At 45.1% G+C, this 12,773-nt stretch carries 11 protein-coding genes and 1 tRNA gene; 8 read left to right on the forward strand and 4 right to left on the reverse strand.

The features are described from left to right. Positions 1-2: 2 nt before the first annotated feature. From HXT41_RS05050 to HXT41_RS05060, 3 genes are all read right to left on the reverse strand, one after another. Complete coding sequence (locus HXT41_RS05050; RefSeq protein ID WP_421788603.1) at positions 3-3,527, reverse strand: LPXTG cell wall anchor domain-containing protein; 3,525 nt, start codon at positions 3,525-3,527, stop codon at positions 3-5. A gap of 185 nt (positions 3,528-3,712) precedes the next feature. Next, positions 3,713-4,771, reverse strand: coding sequence for a hypothetical protein (locus HXT41_RS05055; RefSeq protein WP_421788605.1), 1,059 nt, complete (start codon positions 4,769-4,771; stop codon positions 3,713-3,715). A 198-nt stretch (positions 4,772-4,969) separates the two neighbouring features. After that, complete coding sequence (locus HXT41_RS05060; protein ID WP_116431970.1) at positions 4,970-5,803, reverse strand: tyrosine-type recombinase/integrase; 834 nt, start codon at positions 5,801-5,803, stop codon at positions 4,970-4,972. Between the two features lie 166 nt (positions 5,804-5,969). Between HXT41_RS05060 and HXT41_RS05065 the strand changes: the two genes are divergently transcribed. Beyond that, entirely contained in the window at positions 5,970-6,215 is a 246-nt protein-coding gene (locus tag HXT41_RS05065) for a helix-turn-helix domain-containing protein (RefSeq protein WP_421788822.1), read from the forward strand. On the opposite strand, the gene HXT41_RS05070 is transcribed toward HXT41_RS05065, so the two are convergent. Further along, positions 6,175-6,248 (reverse strand) — tRNA-Met (locus HXT41_RS05070). The genes HXT41_RS05065 and HXT41_RS05070 overlap by 41 nt on opposite strands. A gap of 155 nt (positions 6,249-6,403) precedes the next feature. Between HXT41_RS05070 and HXT41_RS05075 the strand changes: the two genes are divergently transcribed. The 7 genes from HXT41_RS05075 (at position 6,404) to HXT41_RS05105 (ending at position 12,767) form a co-directional block, all read left to right on the forward strand. Next, positions 6,404-7,435 (forward strand): homoserine O-succinyltransferase, encoded by a 1,032-nt coding sequence (locus HXT41_RS05075; protein ID WP_004109954.1) that lies wholly within the window; start codon positions 6,404-6,406, stop codon positions 7,433-7,435. A 201-nt stretch (positions 7,436-7,636) separates the two neighbouring features. Further along, positions 7,637-8,491, forward strand: a complete 855-nt coding sequence (gene atpB / locus HXT41_RS05080) for a F0F1 ATP synthase subunit A (RefSeq protein WP_004109952.1) — start codon at positions 7,637-7,639, stop codon at positions 8,489-8,491. 77 nt (positions 8,492-8,568) lie between these two features. Next, the gene (atpE, locus tag HXT41_RS05085; RefSeq protein WP_004109950.1) at positions 8,569-8,802 is read left to right on the forward strand and encodes an ATP synthase F0 subunit C; all 234 of its coding nucleotides are present in this window, start codon (positions 8,569-8,571) and stop codon (positions 8,800-8,802) included. A 55-nt stretch (positions 8,803-8,857) separates the two neighbouring features. Then, positions 8,858-9,400 carry a F0F1 ATP synthase subunit B gene (locus HXT41_RS05090; protein WP_004109948.1) on the forward strand — a complete coding sequence of 181 codons (543 nt, stop codon included), beginning with the start codon at positions 8,858-8,860 and terminating at the stop codon, positions 9,398-9,400. Positions 9,401-9,499: 99 nt separating this feature from the next. Continuing rightward, complete coding sequence (locus HXT41_RS05095; RefSeq protein WP_064621453.1) at positions 9,500-10,081, forward strand: F0F1 ATP synthase subunit delta; 582 nt, start codon at positions 9,500-9,502, stop codon at positions 10,079-10,081. A gap of 16 nt (positions 10,082-10,097) precedes the next feature. After that, on the forward strand, positions 10,098-11,759 hold the full coding sequence (atpA, locus tag HXT41_RS05100; RefSeq protein ID WP_012913755.1) for a F0F1 ATP synthase subunit alpha: 1,662 nt from the start codon (positions 10,098-10,100) through the stop codon (positions 11,757-11,759). 3 nt (positions 11,760-11,762) lie between these two features. Further along, on the forward strand, positions 11,763-12,767 hold the full coding sequence (locus tag HXT41_RS05105; protein WP_004574170.1) for a F0F1 ATP synthase subunit gamma: 1,005 nt from the start codon (positions 11,763-11,765) through the stop codon (positions 12,765-12,767). Positions 12,768-12,773 lie beyond the last annotated feature (6 nt).

The following is a 12,773-nucleotide window of genomic DNA, read 5'->3' on the forward strand; positions in this document are numbered from 1 at the left end:
GGTTAATGCTTACGAGCATTTTCCTTGTTACGCTTAGTGATCATGATGCTTGCTCCTGCGCCCAGGGCTGCAAGAGCAGCGATAGCGATAGACACGACCGCGCTACCAGTCTGAGCCAATGGTGCAGCAGTAACACCGTTCCAATCATCAGAATCTTCGACTGGAGTGTCATAGCACACACCCGTATTACCACCATTACCATTATCTCCACCGTTTGGGTCGAATGGGTGATCGTTATGGGATGCGCATGGCACGATAGGTGTACCAGTCGTGTGACCACGGTCGGTATGATTCATCGTGTTCATACCAGTCAACGTGCCCTTGACTTCTACGTATTCGCCAGGCTTTAATACCAGGTTAGACCAGTTTGCTGGATACTCCAGATTAGTTACCGTACCGGAGCCTGCGATAGTCTTATCATCTAACGTGATCTTGGTCAGGTTGACTTTACCGGTGTTGATGATACGGAACACAATCTTGGTGCCGTTCTTGGTAGACTTCAAGGCTTCGCTTGGTGTGTTACGGTCTCCCGCTTCAAGACCAGATGCTGCGTCGTACTTGATGAGTTTAATAGCAGGGGTCTGGTCTGGGGTCTTGGTCCACACCATATTGGATTCGCGTTCAACATCATTCATGGTTTCCACGAACGTGTTTTCTACGCGATCGCTTACGCCCAAACGGGTCATTTGCACGTACGCTGTCCAGGACAAGTCACTATCCATAGCAGATGCAATATCAAGGAACTGTTGTGTTGCCTCTACAGTAAACGCACCATTAGCCTCGGTGAAAGTGAAATATCCGGCATCAACACCGCTACCGTCGATACGGCTACCCTTGGAGATCACAGTGCCGTCAGCGAGCTTAATGTCGTTGTTGACATAGACTGCCCACTGGCCGGTTAGCTTGTCAAACTTTTCATCATAATCATCCACGATGCGCCAATTCTTGATCTGCTTGTAGGCACGGTTACCAGCGATCTTGGAGCTATCGAGACGATACAAGAACTGATGATCCTTATAAATACTCTTACCATTCGCACTTTCGCCATTAACCTTAACAGTCACATCCTTCTTCGGGTTAATAACCTTTAACGGGTTAGTTACCGTGTTCGTTACATCCTTGCGATCGTTTGTAATCTGGGTGGCAGTGTTCTTCACTACATACCCGTCCTTGACCTGCTTGACTGTCATAGGAAGCACGATGGTGTAATCCTGACCAAGGAGAGACTGGTCGATTGCAGGATCCTTTGTCACATCCAATACCTTGCCAGCGTAGGCCTTTAAATCTGTTGGTTGTGGATCCCCTGGAAGAATATCTCCGAGATACTCCGTGTCTACGGTCTTAGCGAACACGTAGACGACACCATCCTTAACCTGGATATTGAACTTGTTGGTGACGTCCTTACCGGCTGCGTCTAGGATTTCGATATTCTTGTCATTGAGCTGCAAGTACTCATCATCATAGTCATCGATCATGCCGAGACGGTGAACCTTATACGCAGTGTCCTTCAACGTGGCTGCGCTTAAAGTGAGACGGTAGTAAATATCGTCTCCTACGTATGCGGTCTTGCCATCAATATTGATACCAGTCTTGGTTTCATCCTTCTTTTCAGGCTTTGGCTCTACCGGCTTATTCGATACCACGTTAGACGAGGTCAAACTATTGTTGAGTTTCAAACCCCACTGATTATCCACACTATGGTCTGTTGGAGCGTTCTTGGATACCGTGCCTTCGAAACGAACCTGGAAACGATGCTTAGATCCCGCGGTCATATTCGCTGTCACGTAATCCTTGTTGAGTTCGATAGTAAACTCATGCTTCTCGGTATCTGCAGTAAGCGTGTAGTTCTTCTTACTGATGGTGCGACCGGTTTCAAGGTCACGCAGCTCGATAGTCTGCTTGTCAAGCTCAAGATACTGGTCATACGTGTCAGTGAATGCAACAGACTCGATAGCATAACTCAGGTTGTTTGGAATGGTTGGTTCGCTAGTGAGTTCGTATTCCAGCTTCTGTCCTGGCATGACACTCTTACCATTAATATCGTCCTGGTCACCACCCTGAGAGGCCTCAGATATGACTGCCTTTGCTACTGGTGGAACGTAACCACACACGTATGGTTCGTTCGTAGTCTTTGTCTTGCCCGCGGCAGACTCTGAGCCTTTATTCTTCAAACCATGAGAATTGAGGGCTGCGCCTGTGGTTGGATCAGCACAAAACTCGACTTCATCCGTAGACTTTTTGCCTGCGTCAGCGCGTACCTGGGCTGCACCATGAACACGTGGGTTGTTTTCTAGGAACCACGACTGCGTCAGCGCGTACCTGGGCTGCACGCATACTACTGCAACAAACGGTAGATATGAATTGACTGCGTCAGCGCGTACCTGGGCTGCACCCTTACCATTCGCATAATTCGCTTTACCGCCGATAACAAGCGTGTACTGCATAGGGGTAGCAAGACTACGTGCAGCAGCAAGAGCTTGACTGGTCATGGTAGCAGTAATGGTCGTGCCAGTCTGTTGGATAGTGAACTGGCTCGTCACATCAGTACCCTTAGTGATGATGTCATCGACTGAGGAGACGGTAGTTGATGCCTCGGGGATTGGAGCAGCATACACATGCACATCATTCATGTCTGGATCCCACAAATAGTCAGCAGCCGTATAATCATCAGACAGGGTGAATGTGTCGAGGCTATCTCCCAGGTTCTCGCCCAAGCTACCGTTAACCACAGAGCCGAGCTTGTCGCCATCAAGGATAGTAGAAGCATCCGCACCGGTCGTGTTTGTATGCTTTGCGTCAATAACGGTTGCCCATTTACCGTTCACGTATTTGACCCAGGACTTATCAGGTGTGAAGTCCCACAGTTTCGGCTGATCTTTTGCAAGAACGATAACAATCAAATCAGTATTTGGCGTACTCATACCCTGAGCAGCGAATGAAGCGAGTGTATTAGCTGAATCAATATCATCAAACACTGTGTATTCGCTACCGCCGTGATTATATTTTCTGGTACCGTTCTGTGTTTCATTGTTCCATGCTGATAACCATTGAGCGCCAGTTGCTTGCGCGCTAGAAGTATTGTTATATTCTGGTTTTGTGACTCCTGGTCCTGCTGTTGTTGCGGTGAAGCCTACACCCCAGATACGGCAATCCGCACTACCCGTACCACCGCGAGCAGCGTATTCCGTCTCGCAATCACCACGAGCCTTCGATAATGCAGCGTTAATTTGCGCTCTAGCTGCTGCTTCTCGGGTAGCAGAGCTACCGATGGCTACACCTTCTGATTGGATAGCGCGCACCACTGCTTCATTATCTGATGCGGAACCTAGGTTATCATCGGTAACCCAGAATGTATTCGATTTATATGTGCCAGATCCGCCAGTGTTTCCACCTGTCCATCCGGCACCGCCAGCGGCAAATGCGGATCCTGTCAACATTGTTGATGCGACAACGATACCAGCAAGAGCGCGATGTGAACCTTGTCGGATCTTGTCTCTCATACTTTTATGCTTAGCGAAAAGCGACATAAAAGTCTCCCTTTTTCAAATTACTTATTATGAAATGCGAAACCAAAAAGTTTCACATTCAGTAATGAGAAAATGAAAAAATTTTATTTTATATCAATAAAAATTTGGTATTGATAAAAATGGTTGGTTTTAGAAGTCGTCTAAAACCAACCACTATGTAAAAGGAAAATGAGTAAAGATGGAAACTATTTGCTATTAGTTACATCACCGTCACCATCTGGTGTTCCATCGGTATTCCATCCAGTGCCACAGCGATAGATATATCGACATTGATTAGGCGTTCTATGTGATTCATTATATGCTTTCCCGTCAGCAAGGTACTTATCCCAGTCGACCGCACCCGAATTCTTATTCTGTGCTGGCGCACTATAAGAAGACCCACCACGAGTACTTGAACGAGGAGCTCCCGAGCTAGTACGAGCCGAAGACTGGGAACGAGCCTGCGGAGCTGCTTGCGCTGCTGCCGCTGCGGCAGCGTCTGCCTGCTGCTTCGCTTGTATACTTGCGTTTACACTGTCGATTGCGCCTTGGACTGGCTCAAGAGCCTTAGTCAAAGACTCGACGGTTGCTTTCTTATCATTCAACGCTGCGGTAAGCGTGTTTATCTGGTTTTGCAGGTTATCACGAGTAGCATTATCAGCCACTTGACCGTCTGATGAGGAGAGCAGATTATTCATCTCATCAAGCTTCGCCTTCACCATATTCTTAGCATTTTCAAGATCCTTCACATTCTTCGACTTTGTGACCTGAACGACTGAGTTTTTCAGAGCCTTAGTGGTCTTATTAAGCTGTGCTGTAGTCTTATCAAGACTAGACATGGTCGCGTTGAAAGCCTGAGTGTAGGAGATAGCACAATTCAAAGACTGCGCCTTACTTACCTTTTTACTCTTAGCATGCTGGGCTGTGAATGTGGTGTAGGTTTTAGCGTTTGCAACCTGCTCCACACTAGTCACAGTCTTAGCAGTTTCATCAGCATCCTGGCGTGTCTTCTCGTACTGTGCCCACGCTTTGGCGTACGCACTGTTTGCCTGGATGCACGCTTGAGTCTTGGAATCTCTTAAAGACTTCACACCCAGCATACTCGCAACCAGCAAAGCTATAACTACAACAACCGCAGTAGCAATGATGATAAGCTTACGCTTCTTCTTGCTCCCTGGCTTCTGGTCACCGCGACCAGAAATAGCATCTAGTCTCGTAATCTCGGTTTCTTGTTTAATAATCTGATTTTTATCCATATTAGCCATAATTATCCTTCGTCTTTCTATCTATGTTTTTACTATACGTAAATATTCAGGTGAAAGATATATACATACTTAGTGTCGTTCTAATTTTTCTTTCCTAATCTCGATAACTTTTGCTTTATACATAGTAGTGAGAATACGATTGGCAACTTTTTGATATAAAGTCAATATGCTCGTGTGCTCCCCTCATATTGTCTTGTTTTAGAGGCGAACAGCTTCTGTAATGGCACTGCTATCAGGGAATGTGAGACTGATATATATTTGAGTGGTTTCTACACTAGCGTGGCCAAGGAGTTTAGATACTAAGAGAAGGTCGTGTGTACTTTCATATGCCTTAGTGGCATATCGATGTCTGAGACTATGTGTGGAGTATCCGTTACCAAGAAGCTGAGAGATGTGATGCGCAATATAGGATGCTTCGACGTGACCGGTCCATCTGCTAGGAAACATGTATCCATGCTTGTTGGCGATGATTTGTGCGAGATCTGGCGCGATGGGGACAGTGCGTTCTTTGCGTCCTTTACCGTGTACAAGAAGCTGGGGATGAGTATTAAGCATCATAATATCGGATGAAGATACTTGTGCTATCTCACTACGTCGTAATCCACATTCTGCCCCGAGCCTGAGCATGGCTTCATACTCCTTGTTACCTCTAACTCGGGCTAAAGCACCACGAATGATGTAATCAGGACATGGATGAGGTATTGCGTATTCTTTACGAATTTTAGGTAACTTTACTGTTGGATTGACATCAATAATTTCTTCTTCAATCATGTATGAGTAAAACGAGCGTATTGTTGAAGAATAACCTTTGCGCGTTTCTCGTTTCCAGTCTTGGTGTGCAAAAAGCTCAACAAGTTGTTGTCCTGTAATATCTTCTGGTGGCTGATTAAGTAGGCGTGCAAGCCGACTGATTTTGTAGTAGCGGCATCTAATCGTATCTTCTGTATATCCACTTGCTTCAAGATATTCCAGCCAATGTGTAACATATGTTTCCCAACTATTAGGGAGTAGTTTTCTTTTGATTTTTAACATAAAAACATAGACTAGAATACGTAGAGAAAAGATTTTACGTATTGTTTCGTTACACGGTTTCAAGTCCGTTTTTTTTTACAAATACATAATATGTGATATACTATATATGTAACTAACCGATAGGATGAAAAGGCTAGTTGGTTTTAGGAAAGAAAGATGAATGATAATGGATTTGACATTGAATCAGATTGTGACAATGAATATTCGTATGCTTTTGGCGGGTCAAAGACGTACGCAAAATGAATTGGCGGAAGTATTAGATATGACACGACCGTCGGTCAATATGAGATTAAATGAAGCCACTCCATGGCGTGTTCCGGAAATAGAAAAGGCCGCAGAATTCTTAAAAGCAGAACCTACGACCTTATTCGTAGCGGGGCATGGATTTGAACCATGGACCTCTGGGTTATGAGCCCAGCGAGCTACCGAGCTGCTCCACCCCGCGTCGGCTACTTTTAGCAGCTCTATCTACGATAGGTGCAAATTTAAATTTGTCAACTTTCGGGCGTGTCTCGCTGTATTTGGTTAGAATTTTACGATTCGTGCACATGAGTGACATAGGCACAATAAACATAAACAAGTGTGGAGTATAATAAACACATGCCTATTAAGATTCCTGAAGGATTGCCAGCGCGAAGCATATTAGATGCTGAGCGAATTTTTGCATTGGAACGCCCAGAAGCAGAACAGCAGGATGTTCGACCACTTCGTTTGTTGATTTTGAATCTTATGCCCAAAAAAATCGAGACAGAAACTCAGCTTTTGAGACTCATCTCTAAGTCTCCTTTGCAAGTCGACGTCGATTTTATGAAAACTTCTACGCATGTATCAACGCATGTTAGCGCTGATCATTTAGTAAAATTCTATGAAAATCTTGACGCACTTCGTAACAACTATTACGACGGATTTGTTGTGACGGGAGCTCCTGTTGAGCATATGGAATTTGAAGATGTCGACTACTGGCACGAATTTACGCAAATTCTTGACTGGGCATCAACACACGTTTTCTCAACAATGTATTTGTGCTGGGGTGCAATGGGTGCGCTTTACTATCGATATGGCGTAAAAAAGCATGTTCTCAGCAAAAAAGTTTTTGGTGTGTTCCCGCAATATTTGCAGGATGAGTACTGTTTTCTTACAAATGGTTTTGATGAAATCGCTTTACAACCGCATTCTAGAATAGCGAGTGTTGATGTTGACAGCATTTCTGCAGATCAGCGTTTGCAAATTCTTACGTATGGTCCCGAATCTGGTCCGGGCTTAGTTGCTACGCGTGATTTTTCTGAAGTTTTTGCGCTAGGACACTGGGAATATGGCAAAATGACTCTTGCGCAGGAATATGAGCGTGACATGTTAAAAGGTTTGAGCAACGTTCCATTTCCTTACAACTATTTCCCTCATGACGATCCAAAATTAGAGCCATTATTTTCTTGGCGCGCGCACGCGAATTTGCTTTGGCGCAACTGGCTTAATTGGGTGTACGAAACTACGCCTTACAATCTTTCTGATATTCCTCATTTAAGAACTGCTGGAAGGCTTGGAACTGAACGTTCTATAAGACATGAGCCAGCTTCTCCGCGCTCCGATAATTTTTATCCATTTGACGGAGTTAAGTACGGTATGAATAAATAAATTTTGACGTTGCGTAATTTTATGTACAAGCAAAGAGTACAATCAGCAATTAGATATATTTTTCGTTTCGTGCCCCGCGCCTTACGAAATATGAAACATATGATCTAGTTGATATATATGCCGCAAGAATGAATGAATTGAGTATGTGAGTGAGCGGCACTGAATTGAGGCGTGTGAACGAATTGCTATAAGGAGGCACTTATGGATGTAATGGTTGATGTTTTACAGAAGACCACAACTGTAGCTTCTACTGTAGCTTCGAATAAACCAGAGCTACCTAATATTAGTGAGTTTTTGCCTCCAGAAATTTTGTTCCAAGGCACTCCATTTGCCATGAATCGCATTATTTTAGTGCGCTTACTTATGGCAGTAGTAGTAATGATTATTTTTGGAATTGGTGCTATGCGAGCAAAGGTTGTTCCTGGCAGATTCCAAAGCGTGCTTGAAATTTTGATGGATTTTGTGCGCTACAACATTGTTTACGAAATGATTGGCGAGGAACGCGGCAAGCGCTATGTGCCAATGATGTCCACATTATTCCTCACTATTTTCTTCTTTAATCTTTGTTCTGTGATTCCAGGATTAAATATGGCTGCAACCGCAACCATTGCTTGTCCGCTGGTATTTGCTTTGTGGGTTGTTTGCCAATATCTTATTGCTGGCATTCGCGAAAAAGGTTTTTTGCGATTCTTCCGCGAAGCATTGTTCCCAGCGGGTGTGCCATGGCCGATTTACTTTATTCTTTCGCCATTGCAGCTCATAGAATTAATAATTGTGCGACCACTTTCGCTTACAATTCGTTTGTTTGCGAATATGATTGCTGGCCATTTGCTGGTGGCCACTTGTTTAGTATTCACCAATTTCTTCGTGGTGGATTCCAGCAATAAACTCCTTGCCTTAGGCGGTGCTTTGTGGCTGCTTGGTGGCATTCTGTTTACCCTATTCGAAATTATGGTAGCTGGCTTGCAGGCATTTATTTTTACAGTGCTTGCTTCAGTCTACATTTCGGAAAGTTATCCGGAAGAGGAAGAAAAGTCTGCTGTTGTAGCTGCTTAATAAAAGTAGTTTAGATTTTCAGATTTTACATATCTTACGGGTTTATACTGGTTACTGTTTCAACAGAAAGGAAACCAATGAATAGTATCATCGCTCTTGCAGGTTTGACCGGCAACCTGAGCATTCTTGGCTTTGCTGTAGCAACTATTTCCCCTGCACTCGGCATGGCAATAGTAGTGTCTAAGGCTATGGAATCTACTGCACGTCAACCAGAGGTTGGCAACCGCATTCAGCTGTTTATGTTCGTCGGCTTGGCATTTATTGAGGTTTTGGGCTTGCTTGGCTTCGTTTCCTACATTATGGGAGCCTGAACAAAACTTACAATGCACAACACGAATAGTGTTGAAAGAATAGAAAGGACAAGCCATGGCATATGCAGCCGGAAGTAATAAGTTGGCGTTGTTCTTGCCTGAGCCTTATGACGTACTGTGGTCATTAGTAGTTTTGGTAGTTCTTGCAGCGTTTTTCTACAAGTTTGTTATGCCTAAATTCCAGGCAATTCTCGACGAGCGTGCAGAAAAAATTGAAGGCGGAATGGCTAAGGCTGCTAATGTGCAGCGTGAAGCAGACGAGTTGAAGAGCCAGATTGAAAACGAACTTTCTCAAGCTCAAACTGATGCTGCAAAGACTCGTGAAGAGGCTCGATCGGAAGCTTCAAAAATTATTGGCGAAGCTAGACAACGCGCTGAAAAGGATGCTGCGAAGATTATCAGTGAAGCGCAGCATTCCATTGAGGCTCAGCATAAGCATGCCATGTCCAGCCTCCAAGGAGAGGTGTCGGTTCTTGCAGCAGCTTTAGCTGGCAAGATTCTTGCATCCAAATTGGATGACGATACCGTCAGCTCCAAGATTATTGATCATGTGATCGATGAAGTTGGAGACACTAAAAATTCGGATCAAAGCAAGTAAAGTAATGTACAAAACTGAATGATCGCAAAATAAAATTACGGTTATTTCATTTTGTATTATTTGCATTACTTCGTTTTTTACAGAAACGAGGAGGTAAGAATGCCAGAAAAGGCATCGCGAGTAAACGATAGTTTGTCGCGTTCTTCGCTTGCTCAGGCCATCTCAGATGCGCACGATGAAGCGCAGCGCATTTCAGACGAGCTTTCGTCAATGATGGACATGATTGATAAGTATCCTGAGCTTTCTGATGCGATTACTGATCCGAATAGGTCTTCGGAAGATAAGTCTCGCCTTATTGACGAGCTTATTGGAGGTAAGGCGCACCCTGTTGTATTGCGCATTATGCATTATCTAGTAGGAACTTGGCACGGAGGTGCCGAAAGCGGTAAAACCGGTAGCTTCGGTGGTGCTTGGTCAGGATTTGAGCGTGAAGCTGGCGAAACATTGGTTACAGTCACTACTGCTCAGCCGCTTACAGATAAGCAAATTAAGCGTTTGATTGAAATCTACAGCAATAAGTTGGGTCATCGTGCATACATTAACCCAATTGTGGATCCAAACGTACTTGGTGGTATGCGTATACAAATCGGTGATCAAATAACCGATCGCACCATGTTGATGCAGCTTAAGCAGTTGCAGCGTTCTGCGCGAAATGGTGCTTGGACACAGGCAGTGAAGTAGTAAATTAAGGAGAATTATGGCGGAACTATCTATTGATCCCGCCCTGATACGCAAGGCGCTCGACGGGTTTGTTGACTCGTATAAGCCTACCGACATGCCAACGCAAGAAGTTGGCTATGTTGTTACGGCTGGTGACGGCATTGCGCACGTAGCTGGATTGTCCGGCTGCATGGCAAACGAGCTGCTCACATTCGAGAACGATACCTTGGGTCTTGCGTTCAACCTTGATGCACACGAAATCGGCGTCGTTATTCTCGGCGATTTTACAGGTATTGAGGAAGGGCAGGAAGTATACCGCACAGGCGAGGTGTTGTCTGTGCCGGTTGGTGACGCTTATCTTGGTCGTACTGTGGATCCGTTGGGTAATCCAATCGATGGTTTGGGTGCGATTGAGTGCAGTGAGCGTCGTATTCTTGAAGCCCAGGCTCCAGACGTTATTCACCGTCATCCAGTCGATGAACCATTGTCTACTGGTTTGAAGGCTATTGACGCAATGACGCCAATAGGTCGTGGTCAGCGCCAGTTGATTATTGGTGACCGTCAAACAGGTAAGACTGCAATCGCAATAGATACGATTATTAACCAGCGTGCTAACTGGGAAACTGGAGATCCAAAGAAACAGGTTCGCTGCATTTATGTAGCAATCGGTCAAAAGGGTTCTACTATTGCTTCAGTGCGCCAAAGCCTTGAAGAAGCAGGAGCTATGAAGTACACCACAATCGTGGCAAGTCCAGCTTCTGATTCTGCAGGTTTTAAATACATTGCACCTTACACTGGTTCTGCAATCGGTCAGCACTGGATGTATAACGGCAAGCACGTTTTGATTGTTTTCGATGATCTGTCGAAACAAGCAGAAGCATACCGTTCAATTTCCTTGCTTTTGCGTCGTCCACCTGGGCGTGAAGCTTACCCAGGCGACGTGTTCTACTTGCACTCTCGTCTGCTTGAACGTTGTGCTAAGCTTTCTGACGATTTGGGTGGCGGTTCTATGACCGGTCTTCCAATTATCGAAACCAAGGCAAACGATGTTTCTGCATACATTCCAACCAACGTGATTTCTATCACCGATGGTCAGATCTTCTTGCAGTCTGATTTGTTCAACGCCGGTCAGCGTCCAGCAGTAGACGTTGGTATTTCCGTGTCTCGTGTTGGTGGTGCAGCTCAGGCTAAGGCTTTGAAGAAAGTCTCCGGCATGTTGAAGATTTCCTTGGCTCGTTACAAGTCTTTGGAATCCTTCGCAATGTTCGCTTCTGATTTGGATGCAGCCTCAAAGGCGCAGCTTACTCGCGGTGCTCGTTTGACTGAGCTACTTAAGCAGAAGCAGTTCTCTCCTCGAGCAATGGAGCAAGAAGTTGTTTCTGTGTGGGCTGGTACTCATGGCAAGCTTGACGATATTCCTGTGAAGGATGTGTTGCGTTTCGAAAGCGAATTGTTGGATTACTTGGATAAGGGAACCGACATTTTGCAAGTAATTCGCGATACTGAAGACTTCACTAAGGAAACTGAAGCTAAGCTTGATGCAGCCATTGATGATTTCCGTAGGACGTTTAAGACATCTGCTGGCAAGCCTTTGATTGTAAAGGATTCTTTGCCGCCGGCTGAAAACCCTGCTCCTGTTGAGAAGGAACAGCTCGTAGCTAAGCCGAAAGCAGACAGTCGCGAGCCTGAGGGGAAGTAGCGTATGTCCTCCCAACTTGCATTGAAATCGAGAATTATTTCCACACAGTCTTTGGGTAAAATCTTTAAGGCTCAGGAAATGATTGCGTCTTCTCATATCGCTAAAGCGCGAGATATTGCGCTTAATGCTAAGCCTTATAGTGACGCAATTTTCGATGCCGTGCAGGCGTTGGTAGCTCATCACGAAGCAAATATTAAGCATCCTATTTTTGGTAAAGAGCATGCTGGCAATCGTGTAGCAGTTTTAGCTCTTACTTCTGATCGTGGTATGGCAGGTGCGTTTACGTCTTCGATTATTCGTGAGACTGAAGCACTTCTTGCAAAACTCGATGCAGAAGGTAAGCATGCAGAACTGTACGTGTACGGTCGACGCGGTGCAACTTACTACAAGTATCGCAATCGCGATGTGGCAGGTACTTGGGAAGGTTCTACTGACCACCCAGACGTTACTATTGCTGAAAAGATTTCCGATACTTTAATGGACGCTTATATGACGCCGGAAGCAGAAGGCGGAGTTTCGGAACTGTATATTGTGTTCACTGAATTTATAAATATGGTGAGGCAAAAAGTTCGTACGTTACGCATGCTGCCAGTTGAGTTGGTTCCTTTGAAGGACGGTGAAGAGTTTTCTATGCATCGTCCTGACTATGAAGCAGCTTCTGGTCCTTCAGCAGCATTGTCGTCTACGAGCGCAGTTTCGGCTCGTGAAGAAGCAGTGAGCCGCAGCAATCCAGAAGCTGTGGAGTATTGCTTCGAACCAAGCCCGGATGAAGTATTGGATGCTGTTTTGCCGAAGTATATTCAGTCTCGTATTCACGAGTGCTTACTTACTTCTGCTGCTTCCGAAACGGCAAGCAGACAGAACGCTATGCATACGGCTACAGATAACGCCCGCAATTTGGTGGATGATTTGACAAGAAAGCTTAATGCTTCTCGTCAGGCATCCATTACTCAAGAACTTACCGAAATTATCGGCAGCGCTGATGCGCTGAATAATGAGGAGGATTAGGAGCAT

The sequence above is a fragment of the Gardnerella sp. DNF01189 genome (assembly GCF_049244195.1).
Lineage (GTDB): Bacteria > Actinomycetota > Actinomycetes > Actinomycetales > Bifidobacteriaceae > Bifidobacterium > Bifidobacterium swidsinskii.

Bases quoted from the DNA above. Each gene is read 5' to 3' on its own strand.
- HXT41_RS05050 (WP_421788603.1), bottom strand. From the start codon at position 3,527: ATGTCGCTTTTCGCTAAGCATAAAAGTATGAGAGACAAGATCCGACAA.
- HXT41_RS05055 (WP_421788605.1), bottom strand. From the start codon at position 4,771: ATGGCTAATATGGATAAAAATCAGATTATTAAACAAGAAACCGAGATT.
- HXT41_RS05060 (WP_116431970.1), bottom strand. From the start codon at position 5,803: ATGTTAAAAATCAAAAGAAAACTACTCCCTAATAGTTGGGAAACATAT.
- HXT41_RS05065 (WP_421788822.1), top strand. From the start codon at position 5,970: ATGGATTTGACATTGAATCAGATTGTGACAATGAATATTCGTATGCTT.
- HXT41_RS05075 (WP_004109954.1), top strand. From the start codon at position 6,404: ATGCCTATTAAGATTCCTGAAGGATTGCCAGCGCGAAGCATATTAGAT.
- atpB (WP_004109952.1), top strand. From the start codon at position 7,637: ATGGATGTAATGGTTGATGTTTTACAGAAGACCACAACTGTAGCTTCT.
- atpE (WP_004109950.1), top strand. From the start codon at position 8,569: ATGAATAGTATCATCGCTCTTGCAGGTTTGACCGGCAACCTGAGCATT.
- HXT41_RS05090 (WP_004109948.1), top strand. From the start codon at position 8,858: ATGGCATATGCAGCCGGAAGTAATAAGTTGGCGTTGTTCTTGCCTGAG.
- HXT41_RS05095 (WP_064621453.1), top strand. From the start codon at position 9,500: ATGCCAGAAAAGGCATCGCGAGTAAACGATAGTTTGTCGCGTTCTTCG.
- atpA (WP_012913755.1), top strand. From the start codon at position 10,098: ATGGCGGAACTATCTATTGATCCCGCCCTGATACGCAAGGCGCTCGAC.
- HXT41_RS05105 (WP_004574170.1), top strand. From the start codon at position 11,763: ATGTCCTCCCAACTTGCATTGAAATCGAGAATTATTTCCACACAGTCT.